This window comes from Pseudactinotalea sp. HY160 (genome assembly GCF_009372055.1).
In the GTDB taxonomy this organism is placed as follows: domain Bacteria; phylum Actinomycetota; class Actinomycetes; order Actinomycetales; family Beutenbergiaceae; genus HY158.
Window position 1 is genome coordinate 1 of sequence record NZ_WHMT01000016.1, and the last position, 18,033, is coordinate 18,033.

The following is an 18,033-nucleotide window of genomic DNA, read 5'->3' on the forward strand; positions in this document are numbered from 1 at the left end:
GGGTCTGGCCGATGGTGCGACGAAGTCGCTGGCGTTCACGACGCGGTCGGTCGCGATCGATGGTGGTGAGCTGACCGTCGATGCGACGGGTGGCGACGGGCTGGATGGGCAGGAGGTGCTCGCCTACGAGGCGGTGTCCTGCTCGTAGGTCGAGTGGGTCGGTGGTCGGTCCGTTCCCCGGGGGTGTGTGTTCCCGGGGGCGGGCCGGCCCCGGCCGGCCACTCGCGGGTGGCCGGGTCGTTGTTGTGATGTGTGGTTCGCGGGCCCGGTGGGCCTGTGTCGTATCGATCGGTTCGGTGTTGAGCCGGAATGGGAGAAGAAGATGGTCAAGCGCAGTGTGGTTCAGCGCGGTGTGGTCGGGCGTGCCGTGGTCGGTGCGGTCGGTGGTGTGATGCTCGTGGGTGTGGGGACGGCGGCGATGGCCGCGCATCCGGATGCCGAGGACACCAGTGCGGTCGAGATCGGTGTCGAGATCGAGTCGGTGGGTGCGTTGACGATGACGGTCGACGGCACTCAGTCGACGCTGGTCGAGGACGGGTCGACCGAGGAGTTCCGTCAGTTCACGGGCGAGTTGCCGAATGTGACCGTGACCGATGATCGCAGTGACGCGCCCGAGGGCGTGTACTGGTATGTGGTGGGTCAGGCGAGTGACTTCGTGGGTGATGCGGGGCAGGCCCCGATCGGTCCGGAGCACCTGGGGTGGACGCCGGCGATGGTGACCGAGAGTTCGAGCGGGGCCGTGGGTGAGGGTCAGGAGGTCGGTACCGTGCTCGACGCGGTCGGCGAGGGTCCCGGGTTGGCGGGTGAGGAGTTGTTCCTGCTGACGCTCGACTCCCAGGAGGCGCAGGCGGAGAACGGCAGCTGGACGGCGAATGCGGACCTGGTGCTGCGTACCGAGACCGATGTGGCCCCGGGCAGCTATTCCTCGGTGCTGACCCTCTCGCTCTTCGAAGACGGACAGTGACCCGACCCTGATCGAGCACGCCGACCGGACGGAGCGGCTCCGGTGCTCGGAATCCGTCGAGTGACCGTGACCGGGTCCTGTTCGCAGGACCCGGTCACGGTTCGCCCGTGCGTTACCGAGCACCGTTGGACGGGTAATGCAATTCGATATCGATGCAGATCGCCGCTATGCTCGGAGCGGGCCCGGGGGTATGGGCTACAGAACGCATCTCGAGGGCATGAGGGCACGACGACAGGAGCATGGACTAATGGCGCGTAACCGACGCTGGAATAGTATTTCGGCCCGATTCTTTGCGGGTGGCATTGCGGCTCTTTCGGTCATGGGGGCCTCGACCAACGGCGCGTCGAGCGAGACCATGGACGCCGACAGTGGCGTGCACGTCGACGTGGAGATCACCTCGACCGAGGCTCCGACCGAGACGCCGACCGAGGCGCCGACCGAGACGGCGACACCGACGGCGACACCGACCGGCGGGCCGACCTCGACGGAGGGGCCCACCTCGCCGGAGGGTCCGACGTCGAGCGCGTCGCCCAGCGATGACGGGGCGTTGTCGACGACCGGATTCGACCTCGGCGAACCCCTGCTCATCGCGGCGATCGCACTCGTCGCCGTCGGCGTCGTGGTGTACCTCGCCGTCCGCCGGCGCGCACGCAGCAGGTGAGCTGAGCTGAGCAGAGAGGCCTGCTCAGCCCGACTGAGGCCTGCTGAGGCCTGCTGAGCCCGACTGCGGCCTGCCGGGCGCGGCCGGCCCCAGGTCGGCAGGCCGTGGGACGGCGTCCGGGGGTCGGGCGCCGTCCCTGGCGTGACGCCGCGCGTTGCCGCTTTCGTCGATGAAAGTGGCACGGTTGCTCACGTTTCCGTCGGTTCGACGACCGCCAAACCGTGCCGCTTCACAGATGTCTCGCCGCGCCAACCGCACTTTTGGTTGACAGGTTCTAGAAGTTCCCCTACGGTCTCCCACATGGCTGTAACTGACGTCACTGTCGACCAGAGCGCGCGCGCTGTCGCGGCAACGACCACATACCGGGCCGGGATCATCGGCGCCGGGTTCATGGGCGGTGTCCATGCTCGTGCGATCCGTGTCAACGGGGGCGAGGTGGTCGGCGTCGTCGCGTCCGATCCCGAGCGCTCCGCCGAGGCGAGCGAGGCGCTCCTGGCGACCCGCACGATCGCGAACGTCGACGAGCTGCTCAGTGCAGACGACGTGGACGTCGTGCACGTGTGCACCCCCAACTACCTGCACCACCCGCTCGTCATGCGCGCCATCGAGGCCGGCAAGCACATCGTGTGCGAGAAGCCGCTCGCCACGAACCCCGGCGATGCCCACGACATGTGGCAGGCCATCGAACAGACCGGCGCCGTCGGCACCGTCCCCTTCGTCTACCGGTTCCACCCGATGGTCCGCGAGGCCCGCGACCGGGTGCGCCGCGGCGAGCTCGGTCGGCTGCTGCTCGCCCACGGCGCCTACCTGCAGGACTGGCTCTGCGCCGCCACGGACGACAACTGGCGGGTGGATGCGCGCCAGGGCGGCCAGACGCGCGCGTTCGGTGACATCGGCTCCCACTGGTGCGACCTGCTCGAATTCGTCAGCGGCGACACGATCACCTCGCTGAGCGCCCGGAGCAGCACCGTGAATGCGACCCGTGGCGTCGACTCCCGGCACGCGGTGGACACCGAGGACCTCGTGGTCATGCAGTTCGAGACCCGGGGCGGCGTGCTCGGCACCGCGACCATCTCCCAGGTCTCGCCCGGCCGGAAGAACCGGCTGCTGCTCGAGGTCTCGGGCACCGAGTCGACCCTGGCCTTCGACCAGGAGGAGTCGGAGAAGCTGTGGGTCGGCCGGCGCGAGGGCTCCCAGCTCCTCGTCCGCGACCCCGAGACGCTCTCCCCGGCCGCCGCCCGCTACACCACGGTCCCCGCCGGGCACCCACAGGGGTACCAGGAGTGCTTCGCGGGCTTCGTCGCGGACACCGCGAGCGCGATCGCGGGCGAGGCGCCGGACGGACTGCCGACCTTCGCCGACGGCCTCCGGGCCGCCCGGCTCGCCGACGCGGTCGTTCGGTCCGCGGCATCACAGACATGGGTGGAGGTCGACCGGTGACGAAGACGACAGGGGCGCCGTTGCTCCGAATGAGCGGGATCACGAAGTCGTTCTTCGGCGTCGAGGTCCTGCACGGCATCGACCTCGAGGTCCGCGCCGGTGAGGTGCATGCCCTCGTCGGCGAGAACGGCGCCGGCAAGTCCACGGTCATGAAGATCCTCGCGGGGGTCCACCAGGCCGACGGCGGCACGATCACCCTCGACGGCCGCGAGGTCGCCTTCTCCCATCCCCTCGAGGCTCAGGCCGCCGGGGTGACCACGGTCTTCCAGGAGTTCAACCTGCTCCCCGAGCGCACCGTGGCCGAGAACGTCTACCTGGGCCGCGAGCCCCGTAAGCACGGCCTGGTCGACCGGGCGCGGATGGTGCGCGAGACGACCGCCCTGTTCGACGACCTGGGCATCGACGGCATCTCCGCCCACACGAGGGTGCGCAGCCTCTCCGTCGCCGAGCAGCAGGTCGTCGAGATCGTCAAGGCGATGAGCTTCGACGCCCGCATCATCTCGATGGACGAGCCGACCGCCGCGCTCGCCGACCACGAGGTCGAGCTCCTCTACGGCCTCGTGCACCGGTTGCAGGAGCGCGGGGTGGCCGTGCTCTACGTCTCCCACCGGCTCAAGGAGATCTTCGACCTCTGCGACCGCATCACCATCCTCAAGGACGGCGCCCTGGTCGACTCGGTCGACGCGGCCGACATCACCACCGACGAACTCGTGCGCAAGATGGTGGGCCGCTCGATGAGCGCGATGTTCCCGGAGAAGCGCGAGGGCACGAGTGTCGGTGACGTCCGCCTGAGCGTGCGCGGCGCCGGCAACGGGATGGTCCGCGGCATCGACTTCGACGTCCACGGCGGCGAGATCGTGGCCCTCGCGGGCCTGCAGGGCAGTGGCCGCACCGAGATCGCCCACGGGATCTTCGGCGTCGAGCGGTTCGTGACCGGCGAGATCGCCGTCGACGGCACCCGCATCGACCCGCGCAGTCCGCGCGACGCCGTCCGCGCCGGGCTCGCCCTCGTGACCGAGGACCGCAAGGCCGAGGGGCTCGCCCTCAACCAGTCGGTCGCGGCCAACGTCCGGCTCGTGCTCGACGCCGTCATGCCGCGCAAGGCCAAGGCCGGCGCCCGCCGTGCCCCCGGGGTCCTCTCGTCGCTCGAACTCGCCGCCCGCAGCGGCGGCCACGAGGTCCGGTTCCTCTCCGGCGGCAACCAGCAGAAGGTCGTCCTCGCCAAGTGGCTGCTGACCGACCCCGGCGTCATCATCATGGACGAGCCCACCCGCGGCATCGACGTCGGCGCCAAGCACGCGGTGTACGAACTCATGCGCGACCTGGCGGCCCGGGGGGTGGCGATCGTGCTCATCTCCTCGGAACTGCCCGAGGTCATCGGCATGGCCGACCGCATCATCGTGCTCAACGACGGCGAGATCAGCGGCGAACTGCCCGGTGGCGCCGACGAGGAGGAAGTCATGGCCCTGGCCATCCGCACCGACGCAATCGAGGAACTCGCATGACCGCCCCGACCGAATCGCGCGCCGCCGCGCCGGCGTCCCGAACGGGCACCGGGAGCGCCTCCCTGCAGTCGAGGCTGCGCTCGTTCCCGCTCATCTACGTCGCCCTCGTCATCGTCGTCGCCGTCGGCGCCGTGCTGCTCGCCACCGAGGGCGAGAACCTCTTCAGCGGCGGGTCGATCGTCGACATCCTCACCCGATCGAGCCTGCTCGGCTTCATCGCCATCGGGCAGACGTTCGTCATCCTGTGCCGCTCGCTCGACCTCTCGGTCGGCTACGTCGCCGCGCTGTCGAGCATCGTCGCGGCCGTCGTCATGAACGGACAGGAGTCCCGGGTCGTCCTCGGGATCGTCGCGGCGCTCGCCGTCTCCGCCGCCGTCGGGTTCTTCAACGGCGTGGTCACCACGAAGCTCGGAGTCCACGCCTTCATCACCACCCTCGGCGCCGGCCTCATGATCAAGGGCTTCCTCGACACCCAGTACCCCGGCCCGTCCGGCGCCGTGCCGAACTCGTTCGTGGCGTTCGGCTACACGCGCATCGGCATCCTGCCGCTCTCGACGATCATCATGCTCGTCATCGCCGTCGTCGGGATCATCGTGCTGCAGCGCACGCGCACCGGCCACAGCATGTTCGCCGTCGGCGGGAACATCGACGTCGCGCGCCTGTCCGGCATCCGCACGGACCGCACCCTCATCCTCGCCCACGTGGCCAGCTCGCTCATGGCGGGCCTGGCCGGCCTGCTCCTCGCGGCCCGGTTCAGCACCGGGGTGGGGGCGCAGATCTACAGCGCCGGCTACGACCTCGACTCGATCGCCGCGGTCGTCCTCGGCGGCACGCTCCTGCTCGGCGGCCGGGGCGGCATCGGCGGCACGATCGCCGCCGTGTTCATCCTCGGCGTGCTCGACAGCGTGTTCAACGAGCTGCAGATCGATCCGTTCGCCCGCGACGTGCTCCGCGGCGTCATCATCATCGCGGCCGTCGCGCTCTACGCCCGCCGTCAGATCGACCCGAACAAGGCGAGGACGAGGTTCCGTGAACTGACCTCGCGTGGCCGGAGAGCCGCCGCCCGCGCAGCCCAAGGAGGACGCTCATGACCGCCGCACCCACGCAGCTGCCCAGGCCCGCCCTGCTGGAGCGCCTCAAGCACAACGGCAGCGCCCCCGTGTTCGTCGTGCTCATCGCCCTCGCGCTCGTCATGGTCTTCCTCAACCCGGGCTTCTACGAGCCGCCCTCGCTCATGGCGTTCCTGCGCTCCGCGGCGCCGCTCGTCATCCTGGCGATCGGCCAGTACTTCGTCATCGTCTCCGGGGAGTTCGACCTGTCGGTCGGCAGCCTCGTGGGCGCCCAGGTCGTCATCGCGGCGCGCCTGATCGACGGCGAGGAGAGCCGCACGTGGCCCGTCATCGCCCTCATGATCGGCTTCGGGCTCGTCGTCGGTCTCGTCAACGGCCTTGCGACGACGCTGCTGCGGGTCCCGTCGTTCATCACGACGCTCGGCACGATGCTCATGCTCTACGGGGCGATCCGGATGTGGACGGGCGGTTCCCCCACGGGCGCCCTCTCGGAGAGCTTCCGGCAGTGGGGCCGCATGGGCATCGAGATGCCGGTGCTGCGCCAGCTGCCGTACGCGGCGATCATCATGGTGGTCATCGCGGTCATCGGGATCTACGTCATGCGCTCCTCCTACGGCCAGGTGCTCGTGGTGACCGGCGACAACGACACCGCCGCCACGTTCGCCGGCGGGCGGGTCTGGCTCGTGCGCACGGGCGCGTTCGTCCTCTCCTCGCTCATGGCGACCGTCGCGGGCATCCTCATCGGCGGCTTCGCCGGCGTCACCGCCCAGGTCGGGCAGGGCATGGAGTTCACGGCGATCACCGCCGTCGTGCTCGGTGGCGTGCTCCTCGGCGGCGGTCGCGGCTGGATCGTCGGCGCCATCGCCGGTGCGCTCACCTATCAGCTGCTCGAGCGGCTGCTCGTGCAGCTGGCGATGCCCTCGACCCTCAATCCACTGATCCAGGGGGTCATCATCATCGCGGCCGTCGCCTTCGCCGCGAATCAGTCCCGCACCCGGCGCACGAAGGTCGCGGCCCAGGCCCCGGCCGAGCCGAGCCCCGTGGGAGTCGGATGACCTGACCTCGCGCCGCCACCCGGACTCCCCGTACCCGTCCCTTCGACCAACCCAACCCATCTCTCATCTCATACCAAGGAGGGTAAAGATGAAGCATAAGCTTCGAATGACCGCCGGATTCCTCAGCCTCGGCCTCGTGCTCGTCGCCTGTACGACCGATGCCTCGAACGAGACGCCGGAGGCCGCCGAGACGACTCAGGGCGCGGGCGGCGAGACCGACGCCGGCACCGCCGAGGGCGGCACGCCCGAGGGCGAGTTCTTCGTGCGCGCCGACTACGAGACCGAGCTCGCGCAGCGCGACATGACGCCCGAGGGCGACCCGGCCACGCCGTGGCTGCAGATGATCGAGCCGATCGAGATGGTCGACACCTCCGAGTTCGCCACCGAGGGCGGCGACGCGACCCTGTGCTTCTCCAACGCCTCGGTCTCGAACCCGTGGCGAGTCACCGGCTTCACCACGATGCAGCAGCAGGTCAAGGTCCTCCAGGAGGAGGGCGTCATCGGTGAGTTCCGCGTCGCGGACGCGGCCGACGACGACAACAAGCAGATCTCGGACATCCAGTCCTTCATCTCCGACGGCGACTGCGACGCGATCGTCATCTCGCCGTCGACGACCGCCACCCTCACCCCGGCCGTCGAGGCGGCCTGCGAGAGCGGCGCGCCGGTCATCGTCTTCGACCGCGGCGTGAACACCGACTGCGCGGTCACCTACATCCACCCGATCGGCGGCTACGCCTACGGCGCCACCGGTGCGGAGTTCCTCGTCGACAACCTCGAGCCCGGCTCGAAGGTGCTCGCGCTGCGCATCCTGCCCGGCGTCGACGTGCTCGAGCACCGCTGGGGTGCGGCGAACGACATCTTCGCGAACAGCGAGCTCGAGGTCGTCGGCGTCGAGTTCACCGAGGGCGACGCCGCCAAGATCAAGGACATCGTCACGCAGTACCTCCAGCGCGGCGACGTCGACGGCATCTGGATGGACGCCGGTGACGGCGCCGTCGCGGCCGTCGAGGCCTTCGAGGACATGGGCGTCGACTACCCCGTCTTCGTGGGTGAGGACGAGCTGAGCTTCATGCGCAAGTGGCAGGACACCGGCATGACCGCCGTCGGCATGAGCTACTCGAACTTCCAGTGGCGCACCCCGGTGCTCGCGGCCGAGATGATCTGGAACGGCGAGGAGGTCCCGGCCGAATGGGTGCTCCCGCAGGCCCCGATCACCGGTGACGACCTCGGCGACTACCTCGAGCGGAACGCGGACATGCCCTCGCTCCACTACGCCAAGTTCGGCGGCGAGGACCTTCCCGGCTTCCCGGAGGCCTGGCAGGGTCGCTGAGCCGACTCAGCCGACACCAGCCGGAACCGGCCGGCACCGGCCTGACACCGGTTGACGACTCGGCCGACCGGTCCCGGTGACCCGGCCGAGTCACCCCGATCCGTGGGGCGCGGCGCGTCCAGCACGCAGCACGCGCCGCGCCCCGCGATCTCCCGCCGCGATCACGCGGCCCCGTGCCGCCGGCACGCGACTCCCCGCCGCGATCACGCGGCCCTTTCTCCCCGACGAAGTGGATCGACGATGCCGTCCCGTATTCGACGCGCCCTGGGCGTCAACACCTGGGTGTGGACCTCCCCCCTGACCGACGAGTCCCTGCGCCGGCTCGCGCCGACCATCAAGGACTGGGGCTTCGACCTCATCGAGCTGCCGGTCGAGAACCTCGGCGACTGGGACCCCGTCGCGGCCGCGGCGCTGCTGGCCGACCTCGGCCTGGGCGCGACCGTCACCCTCGTCATGGGGCCGGGCCGTGAGCTCGTGGCCACGGACCCAGCGACCGTGCGAGTGACCCAGGACTACCTGCGCGGCGTGATCGACGCCGCCCACACCGTCGGCGCGTCCGTCATCGCCGGGCCCGCCTACGCCTCGGTCGGGCGCACCTGGCGGATGAGCGAGGCCGAACGCGCCGGCTGCTACGACGAGCTGGCCGCCCACCTCGCGCCGGTCGCAGCCCACGGCCGCGAGGCCGGGGTGAGCATCGCCGTCGAACCGCTCAACCGCTACGAGACCTCGCTCATCAACACGGTCGACCAGGCGCTCACGGCGCTGGCGGACGTGCCCGAGGTCGGCCTGCTGCTCGACGTCTATCACATGAACATCGAGGAGACCGACGTGCCGGCCGCGATCCGGCGGGCCGGCTCCCGGATCGCGCACGTGCAGGTCTGCGCGAATGATCGCGGGGCCCCCGGCGCCGACCACCTGCCGTGGCCCGAGATCGTGGCCGCGCTCGACGATGCGGAATACACCGGGCCGGTGTGCATCGAGTCCTTCACCGCGGAGAACGCGACCATCGCCACCGCCGCCTCGATCTGGCGCCCGCTCGCAGCGAGCCAGGACGCCATCGCGGTCGACGGTCTCGCCCACCTCCAGGTGGTGATGCCCCCCGCGTGACGTAGCCCGAGGCGCCGCGCGCGCCCCACCAGTGTCGGTGGCCGAGCGCCGCCGAGTTCGAGCTTTCTCATCTGGAAGGAACCCGATGTTCAACGCTCTGGGAAAGAGTTTGAAACGGGGTGCCGTCGCGGTCAGCGCCGGTGCCCTGGGCGTCACCCTGCTGACGACGCTGCCGGCGGCGGCGGCGGTGGACCCGCCCATTCCGGACCTGGACACCCCCCAGGTCCTCATCTTCACCGAGACCACGCAGTACCGGCACACGAGCGCGATCGACGAGGGCACCCCGGTGCTCATCGACGCCTTCGCCGACGTCGGGATCTCCTCGGTCCACACCGAGGACTCGAGCGTGTTCAACGACGAGGACCTCGCGAAGTTCGACGCCCTCGTCATGTTCCAGGCCTCGGGCGACCCGTGGACGGCCGACGAGAAGGCCGCGATGGAGCGCTACCAGCAGGCCGGCGGCGGGATCGTCGCGATCCACAACGCCACCGACATGCGCGGAGACTACAAGTGGTGGGATGACCTGGTCGGCTCGACCATGCCCGGCCACGCCGCCGGCGGCCAGACCGGCACGGTCCGGGTCGAGGACCGGACCCACCCCTCGACCGCTCACCTCCCGGAGCGCTGGGAGCGCGAGGACGAGTGGTACAACTACGCGACGAACGTCCGCGGTGAGGCGCACGTGCTCGCCACGCTCGATGAGACGACCTACGCGCCGGGCGGCAACGCCATGGGCTACGACCACCCGATCACCTGGTGCAAGAAGTACGACGGCGGGCGCGCCTGGGTCACCGGTATGGGCCACGAGGGCTCCTACTACCAGGAGGCGAACCTGGTCCAGCACATGGTCGGCGGCGTGGAATGGGCCGCCGGCCTCGTCGAGGGCGACTGCGGCGGCACCGACTGGGGCATGTACGAGCGCATCCCGCTCGACGAGAACACCTCGGCGCCCTTCGGTATGGACGTGGCCGACGACGGCCGGGTCTTCTACACCGAGCTCGTGCGCGGCCAGGTGCAGGTCTACGACCCCGCCTCCCGCACCACGACCACGGCCCTCGAGCTGGACGTCTACTCCGGCGGTGAGGACGGCCTCCTCGGCATCGCCCTGGACCGGGACTTCCTCGAGAACGGGCACCTGTACGTCTACCGTTCCCCGAACAGCCCGGACAACTCCGACCCCGCGAACTTCTTCAGCGTGCTCTCCCGGTTCACGATGGACCAGGAGACCGGCCTGATCGACCCGGCCAGTGAGCGCGAGATCCTCGAGGTCCCCGCCCGGCGCGAGCCGGACGAGCCGGGTCACACCGGCGGCGTCGTCGAGATCGGCCCCGACGGCAACCTCTTCCTCGGGGTGGGCGACGACGTCAACCCGCACTCGGAGCCGTCCGGCGGCTACGCCCCGCTCTCCGAGCGGGAGGGCACGTTCCACGACGCCCGCGCCACCTCGGCCAACACGAACGACCTGCGCGGGAAGATCCTGCGGATCACCCCGATCCAGGACATCCCGGCGGGCACCGAGCCCGGCCTCGGGAGCACGTACACGATCCCCGAGGGCAACATGTTCCCGGAGACCGAGGACTCGGGCGACAAGACGCTGCCCGAGATCTACGCGATGGGCTTCCGCAACCCGTTCCAGTTCGCGATCGACGAGAAGACCGGCAACATCTCCCTGGCCGACTACTCCCCGGACAACGGCAGCGACAACCCCGCCGACCGCGGTCCCGCCGGGATCGCCGAGTGGATGCTCATCGAGGAGCCCGGGTTCTACGGGTGGCCGCTGTGCATGGGCGACAACGAGCCATTCCGCGACGTCGACTACACGACCAGCCCGGTCACGGTCGGGGACTACTTCGACTGCGACGCCCCGGTGAACGACTCGATCCACAACACCGGCCTGACCGAGCTCCCGGCGGCCGTGCCGGCCGACATGTGGTACGGCTACCAGCGGGCCTCGCACCCGGAGATCATCACGCAGGGCGGCGGCCTGGCCCCGATGGGCGGCCCGTTCTACAACTACGACGCCGACAGCGAGTCCGACACCAAGTTCCCCGAGTACTTCGACGGCCAGCCCTTCTTCTTCGAGTGGGCCCGGAACAAGATGTACTCCTTCCTCCTGACCGAGGACGGCACGGGCCTGGAGAAGGTCAACTCCTTCCTGCCCTCCGAGCCGTTCATGGCCCCGATCGAGGCGAAGTTCGGCCCCGACGGCTCCATGTACGTGCTCGACTGGGGCGGCGGCTTCGGCCGGCACAACCCGGACTCGGGCCTGCACCGGATCGACTACGTCTCCGGTTCGCGGTCGCCCTCGGCGGTCGCCGTCGCGACCCCGGACAGCGGCCAGGCGCCGCTCGAGGTCGCCTTCGACGGCTCGGACAGCAGCGACCCCGAGAACGAGGAACTGCTCTACGAGTGGGACTTCGACGACGACGGGGTGGTCGACTCGACCGATCTCACCGCGGAGTGGACCTACACCGAGAACGGCGTGTACGACGCGCGGCTGACGGTCACCGACCCGTTCGGCAAGACCGGTACGACCACGGTGCCGATCACGGTCGGCAACACCCGCCCGGAGATCCAGTTCAACCTGCCTCCGACGGGCGCGTTCTTCGACTTCGGTGACACCGTGAGCTGGGACATCGACGCGAGCGACGCCGAGGACGAGATCAGCGACTCCAACCTCATCGTGCAGCCCGCCCTCGGCCACGACAGCCACGCCCACCCGGCCGTGGCGTCCTCGGGCCGGACCGGATCGGTCGCCACGAGCCTCGGCGGCGGACACAGCGACGACATGAACGTGTTCTACGTTCTCGACGCCCGCTACGAGGACTCCGGCGGCACCGGAGACGTCCCCAGCCTCACCGGCTCGGACACGTCGCTGCTGTTCGCCAAGACCCGTGAGGCGGAGTTCTACGCCGAGTCCGAGGGGGTGACGGCGAGCGACTCCCGCGACGTCGAGGGCCACGGCACCTCGATCAGCGGACAGGACGGCGCATGGGCCTCCTACGAGCCGGTCAACCTCGTCGGCATCGACCGCCTGCTGCTGCGAGTGGCCTCGGCCACCGGCGGGGACATCGAGCTGCGGCGCGACAGCGCCGACGGCGAGCTGCTCGCCACGGCACAGGTTCCCCCGACCGGCGGCCTGACGAGCTACATCGACGTTCCGGTCGTGATCGAGGACCCGGGTGAGTCCTTCACCCTCGTCGCGGTCTTCCCCGGTGAGGGCGAGCGGCGCCTCAACTTCATCGAGGCCGACGGCAAGGGCGTCTCGCCCACGACCAAGCCCGATGTCGCGATCACCGCTCCGACCGTCACCGACGATCTCGAGCTCGGTGAGATCACCGTGACGGCGGAGGCGAGCGACGCCGAGAACACGATCACCCAGGTCGAGTTCTTCGTCGGCGAGGAGTCCCTCGGAGTCGACACCGAGGCGCCCTACAGCGCCACGTGGACGCCGGCGGAGGAGTCCTTCTTCCAGCTCACCGCGGTGGCGACGAACGACAACGGGGTCTCGACCACCTCGCGGATCGTGCCCGTCACGATCGGTGCGCCGTTCGGCGACTTCAGCACGTTCTCCAACGTCGGCGGCGAGTTCAGCCGGGGCCAGGACGGATCCTTCGTCATCGACTCCGGCGGCGCCAACATGTGGCAGGGGGTCGACGAGTACAGCTCGCTCTACCTGCCCGCCGGCGCCGACGAGGACTGGTCCGCCACGGTGAAGATCGCCAGCCAGGGCAACAGCGCCGGCAGCGCCAAGGCCGGACTGTTCGTGCGCAACGACGTGACCGCCCCCGGCGCGTCCGCCGGCTACGGTGCGCTCGGCATCCGCCCCAGCGGCGGCTTCGAGTGGCTCCGGTCGAGTGACGGCTCGGGGCAGCTCAACGCCTCCGACTCCGGTGGCTCGACGAGCTACCCGGCGTGGGTGCGCCTCGAGCGCAACGGCGAGGACTACCAGGCGTACTGGAGCACCGACGGGGAGACCTTCGCCCCGATCGGCGGCCCGGTCGCACTGCCCGGTGCCGCGTCCGTCCAGGACCTCGGGCTGTTCGTCACGGCGCACAACTCCACCGAGACGAGCGAGGTCGTCTTCTCCGACTTCGTGTTCGACGACGATCCGGACTTCCCGGATCCGGAGGAGCCCGGTCCGGTGCCGGTGTGCGATGGCCCGATGAGCGATGAGTTCGGCGGCAGCACCCTCAACGCCGCCCGCTGGACCACAGTGCGCAACGACCCGGCCCTGCCGATCACGGTGTCCGACGGCGTGCTCCGCCTCCCGGTCACCGGTGCCGACATCGACGGCTCGAACACCGGGCCGATCAGCTACATCGGGCAGCCCGTTCCGGGCGGCGAGTGGCAGGTCGACACGAAGGTCACCATCGAGCAGACCCACGAATGGCAGTACAGCGGCCTGCTCGTGCACTCCGGCGACGACGACTACCGCAAGCTGGCCCTCACCAAGGGTCAGGACGGCGGCCGGTTCATCGAATTCTGGGGTGAGGACTCCGGTTCGCGCACGAACTACGCCGACAACGTCCAGCTCTCCGCCGGTGATCCGGAGACCGTGTTCCTGCGACTGACCAGTGACGGGGACAGCCTCGAGGCCGCCTACTCCTTCGACGGTGAGAGCTACACCACCCTGAGCGGTGCGCCCTCGTACGACCCCGATGCGACCTTCGGCCTCATCGCCGCCGGCGACACGGGCACACCGGAGACGGTCGCGAACATCGACTACTTCCGGGTGACCCCGGAGAGCGGTGACACCGGCGAGCGTGAGCCCGGCGACGAGTTCGAGGGCGACGCCCTCGACGGCTGCCGCTGGGACAGCACCGTCCGCTACAACCCGGACAACCTGTCCGTGCACGACGGCAAGCTGCACATCTCCACCCAGCCGGGGGACGTGAACAACGACAACCCGATCTCGCCGGAGAACTTCATCCTCCAGAGTGCGCCGGAGGGGGACTGGACGATCGAGACCCGATTCCAGGCTCCGCTCGAACACCGGTGGCAGTACGCGGGTCTGCTGGCCTACGGCAGTGACGACGAGTACGTGAAGTTCGACATCGTCGCCAAGAACCAGCCCGGCCAGAGCCTGTTCCTCGGGGCCGAGTTGGTCTCGGAGGTGAACGGCGGCTTCGGCGCCGGCGGCAACGTCGGAATCGATCTCGGTGGAACCCCCGAGAGCCAGTCCTGGCACCTGCGGCTCACCCGCACGGGCGACACGTACGAGGGCTGGGTCAGCGAGGACGGTCAGAACTGGACCTCCGTCGGGGATCCGGTCACCCACCCCGGTGACCTGAACACCTTCGGGCTCGTCGCGATCGGACCGGAGCAGACGAAGCCGGCGACCGTCAGCTTCGACTACTTCCGACTGGTCGACGGCGAGACCGAGCCGCCGGTGGACGAGACCGCCCCGACGGTGACGGGCAACGTGCTCGGCACCCTGACGGGCGGCTTCGAGTCGACGGGCCGGCCCACGAGCCTGGAGGTCGACGGCACCGCGACCCTGACGAAGTCCGAGTCCGGTACCAAGCTCCGGGTGCAGGCCGCCGGCCTCATCCCCGGGCAGACGTACCCGTCGCACCTGCACGCCGGCAGCTGTGAGGTCGCTCAGGAGCACTACATGAACGACCCCGACGGCGTGCACGCCCCGCCGAACGAGATCTGGGCCTCCTCCACGAACGACCCGGAGGGCTCGTTGGTTCCCAACGCGCAGGGCGTGGCCGTCGGATTCGGCAGCGCGGACTGGCTCACCCGCCAGGAGCCGCTGTCGATCATGATCCACGAGTCGCAGGCACCCGGCCTGCCGATCTACTGCGCGGACCTCGTCTCCTACGACGGGCCGGCGACGCTGGCCCTGTCGGCGGACGACGGTGACGGGTCGGGCGTCGACCTGGTCGAGTACTCCCTCGACGGCGGCGAATGGCTTGCCTACGAGGGCGACGTGACGGTCGAGGAGGCGGGCGACCACACGGTCGCCTTCCGCGCGACCGACGCCGCCGGGAACGTGAGCGAGGACGGCGAGCTGTCGTTCTCGATCGCCGCGGACGAGCCGGAGCCGCCGGCGGAGGTGCTGACGGAGACGTCGGTGACGACTCGGTGTGTGGCCGGTCGGCAGGTGTTGGTGGCGTCGGTGACGAATGTGGCCGGTGCCCCGCTCGATGTGAGTGTGGAGACGGCCTTCGGTACCAGGTCTGTTGCGGGTCTGGCCGATGGTGCGACGAAGTCGCTGGCGTTCACGACGCGGTCGGTCGCGATCGATGGTGGTGAGCTGACCGTCGATGCGACGGGTGGCGACGGGCTGGATGGGCAGGAGGTGCTCGCCTACGAGGCGGTGTCCTGCTCGTAGGTCGAGTGGGTCGGTGGTCGGTCCGTTCCCCGGGGGTGTGTGTTCCCGGGGGCGGGCCGGCCCCGGCCGGCCACCCGCGGGTGGCCGGGTCGTTGTTGTGATGTGTGGTTCGCGGGCCCGGTGGGCCTGTGTCGTATCGATCGGTTCGGTGTTGAGCCGGAATGGGAGAAGAAGATGGTCAAGCGCAGTGTGGTCAAGCGCGGTGTGGTCGGGCGTGCCGTGGTCGGTGCGGTCGGTGGTGTGATGCTCGTGGGTGTGGGGACGGCGGCGATGGCCGCGCATCCGGATGCCGAGGACACCAGTGTGGTCGAGATCGGTGTCGAGATCGAGTCGGTGGGTGCGTTGACGATGACGGTCGATGGCACGGAGTCGACGCTGGTCGAGGACGGGTCGACCGAGGAGTTCCGTCAGTTCACCGGGGAGTTGCCGAATGTGACGGTGACCGATGATCGCAGTGACGCGCCCGAGGGCGTGTACTGGTATGTGGTGGGTCAGGCGAGTGACTTCGTGGGTGATGCGGGGCAGGCCCCGATCGGCCCGGAGCACCTGGGGTGGACGCCGGCGATGGTGACCGAGAGCTCGAGCGGGGCCGTGTATGAGGGTGACCCGGTCGAGACCGTGCTGGACGAGGGCCTCGACGCCGTGGGACTGGAAGGTGAGGAGCTGTTGGTCATGACGCTCGACTCCCAGGAGGCGCACGCGGAGAACGGCAGCTGGACGGCGAACGCGGACCTGGTGCTGCGTACCGAGACCGATGTGGCCCCGGGCAGCTATTCCTCGGTGCTGACCCTCTCGCTCTTCGAAGACGGACAGTGACCCGACCCTGACCGAGCACGGGCGATGGGCCCGGTGCGCGACCCTCTAGGCTGAGGAACTGATGACTACATATTCCCGTCGTGGGTTGGGCATTGTCGGCCTGCTGCTCGTGCTCGTCGGATCGATCGTGTTCCCGGCCGGTCCCTCCGCGGCCGATGTCCAGGAGGACGAGTCCATCACCTGGACCGTCGCTCCCGCGGATGCTGAGGGACCGGACGGCCGCATCCGGATCGAGCACGAGCTCGACCCGGGGGAGCGGGTGAAGGAACACATCGCGGTCCGGAACCTCAGCGAGCAGGAGGTCACCTTCCAGCTGTCCGCGGCCGACGGCTACTTCACCCGCAGCGGCCGATTCGACATGCTCGCCTCGGGTGAGGAGTCGGTCGGGGCGGGCACGTGGATCTCGTTGCCGCAGGAGGTCACCATCGCCGCGGGCGAGATGGCGGTCGTGCCGGTGACGATCGAGGTCCCCGAGCGGGCTGAGCCCGGGGATCACGCGGCGGGCGTCGCGGCCTCGGTCATGTCCGTGCAGTCGAGCGAGGACGGCGGGGCCGGGGTCGGCGTGGAGAGCAGGATCGGTATCCGGGTCGAGACCCGGGTGCGCGGCACCCTCGATCCCGCGGCCGGGCTCGAGGTGAGCGGGGCACGGTACGAGCAGTCGTGGAACCCGTTCGTGCCCGGCCGGGCGACGGTCTCCTTCGAGGTGACGAACGAGGGCAACACCACGCTGGACGCGGCCGGCGTCCTGCGGATCGGGGGGCAGGAGATCGCCTTCCCCGCTGCGGACGAACGCCGACAGGAACTTCTGCCCGGTGAGAGCCGCGGGTTCGAGGTCGTGGCACCGGCCACGTGGCCGAGCGTGCGGGTGACCGGCACGGTCGATCTCGAGCCGACATCGAGCGCGATGGATGGAACCGTGTTGACGGTGCCCCCACTCTCGGTGCCGGTCGGGATGTGGGCCTGGCCCTGGTCACAGGCACTCCTGCTCGTGGGGGTGCTGCTCATCCTGGCGGCACTCTTCGGGAACCGCATCCGATCCAAGCGACGGTTCCAGACCCTCTTGGAGGAAGCCAGGCAGGCGGGGCGCCTGGAAGCAGCACGGACATCGACGAGCACGACGAGTGAGGACACATGACCGGCGCCACCCAGACACGCAGCAGGACCACCTGGCTGATCACCTGCTTGACCGCGCTCATGCTGATCGTGGGGATCTCCACGGCCGTGACTGCGGGCGCCGTGACCGCCGGCGCGGAGACGACCGGCGCGGCGGACGGCGATGGAGTCGCCGTCGACGTCGAGATCACCCCGACGGTGGACCCGACGGCGACGGCGGACCCGACAGGTGAGCCGACCGATAGCGCGGACGGCGCCGACGGCACGGACGGTGCCGAGGGTGCCGATGGTGCCGACGGTGCGGACAGCGCAGCGGCCGGAGCCGCTGAGGGGGCGGACGGGCAGACCCCCGGCGACGACAGCACGGCGCCGGGCGGCTCGCTTCCCGACACGGGGACGGACGTGACGCTGGTCGTCTCGCTCGCGGCGCTGCTGCTCATCACCGGCGCCGGGGTCGTGCTGCGCGCACGCCGCGGACGCTCCGCGAGCTCCACCACATCAGCGGGAGACCGCCCCATACGGTGAACGGACTCTCGTCACGGAGTCGGTCGTGGCGCGAAGGCCATCAACACAGTCGTGTAACGATGAGTGCCGTCTTCAGACTTTTGTCTTGACAGTATCGAAAGTCT

The 18,033-nt window shown here is 69.7% G+C and carries 12 protein-coding genes; all 12 read left to right on the forward strand.

Translation table 11 applies throughout. The features are described from left to right. Positions 1–322 precede the first annotated feature (322 nt). Positions 323–964: a hypothetical protein gene (locus GCG21_RS12800; RefSeq protein ID WP_227993797.1), complete on the forward strand. Its 642-nt coding sequence runs from the start codon at positions 323–325 to the stop codon at positions 962–964. A 355-nt stretch (positions 965–1,319) separates the two neighbouring features. Continuing rightward, entirely contained in the window at positions 1,320–1,625 is a 306-nt protein-coding gene (locus tag GCG21_RS12805) for a hypothetical protein (RefSeq protein WP_152910084.1), read from the forward strand. A gap of 300 nt (positions 1,626–1,925) precedes the next feature. Beyond that, positions 1,926–3,065: a Gfo/Idh/MocA family protein gene (locus GCG21_RS12810; RefSeq protein WP_152910085.1), complete on the forward strand. Its 1,140-nt coding sequence runs from the start codon at positions 1,926–1,928 to the stop codon at positions 3,063–3,065. Beyond that, positions 3,062–4,570, forward strand: coding sequence for a sugar ABC transporter ATP-binding protein (locus GCG21_RS12815; protein ID WP_370517511.1), 1,509 nt, complete (start codon positions 3,062–3,064; stop codon positions 4,568–4,570). The genes GCG21_RS12810 and GCG21_RS12815 overlap by 4 nt, the downstream gene beginning before the upstream one ends. Beyond that, positions 4,567–5,661: an ABC transporter permease gene (locus tag GCG21_RS12820; RefSeq protein ID WP_152910087.1), complete on the forward strand. Its 1,095-nt coding sequence runs from the start codon at positions 4,567–4,569 to the stop codon at positions 5,659–5,661. The genes GCG21_RS12815 and GCG21_RS12820 overlap by 4 nt, the downstream gene beginning before the upstream one ends. Continuing rightward, positions 5,658–6,695 (forward strand): ABC transporter permease, encoded by a 1,038-nt coding sequence (locus GCG21_RS12825; RefSeq protein WP_152910088.1) that lies wholly within the window; start codon positions 5,658–5,660, stop codon positions 6,693–6,695. The genes GCG21_RS12820 and GCG21_RS12825 overlap by 4 nt, the downstream gene beginning before the upstream one ends. Before the next feature lie 88 nt (positions 6,696–6,783). Next, the gene (locus tag GCG21_RS12830; RefSeq protein WP_152910089.1) at positions 6,784–8,025 is read left to right on the forward strand and encodes a substrate-binding domain-containing protein; all 1,242 of its coding nucleotides are present in this window, start codon (positions 6,784–6,786) and stop codon (positions 8,023–8,025) included. 240 nt (positions 8,026–8,265) lie between these two features. Continuing rightward, the gene (locus tag GCG21_RS12835; protein WP_152910090.1) at positions 8,266–9,132 is read left to right on the forward strand and encodes a sugar phosphate isomerase/epimerase; all 867 of its coding nucleotides are present in this window, start codon (positions 8,266–8,268) and stop codon (positions 9,130–9,132) included. Between the two features lie 85 nt (positions 9,133–9,217). Continuing rightward, entirely contained in the window at positions 9,218–15,475 is a 6,258-nt protein-coding gene (locus tag GCG21_RS12840; RefSeq protein WP_152910091.1) for a ThuA domain-containing protein, read from the forward strand. Positions 15,476–15,649: 174 nt separating this feature from the next. Next, complete coding sequence (locus tag GCG21_RS12845; RefSeq protein WP_227993800.1) at positions 15,650–16,291, forward strand: hypothetical protein; 642 nt, start codon at positions 15,650–15,652, stop codon at positions 16,289–16,291. 61 nt (positions 16,292–16,352) lie between these two features. Beyond that, positions 16,353–17,426, forward strand: a complete 1,074-nt coding sequence (locus GCG21_RS12850) for a WxL protein peptidoglycan domain-containing protein (protein ID WP_152910092.1) — start codon at positions 16,353–16,355, stop codon at positions 17,424–17,426. After that, positions 17,423–17,929, forward strand: coding sequence for an LPXTG cell wall anchor domain-containing protein (locus GCG21_RS16330; RefSeq protein ID WP_194165086.1), 507 nt, complete (start codon positions 17,423–17,425; stop codon positions 17,927–17,929). Before GCG21_RS12850 ends, GCG21_RS16330 begins: the two co-directional genes overlap by 4 nt. Positions 17,930–18,033 lie beyond the last annotated feature (104 nt).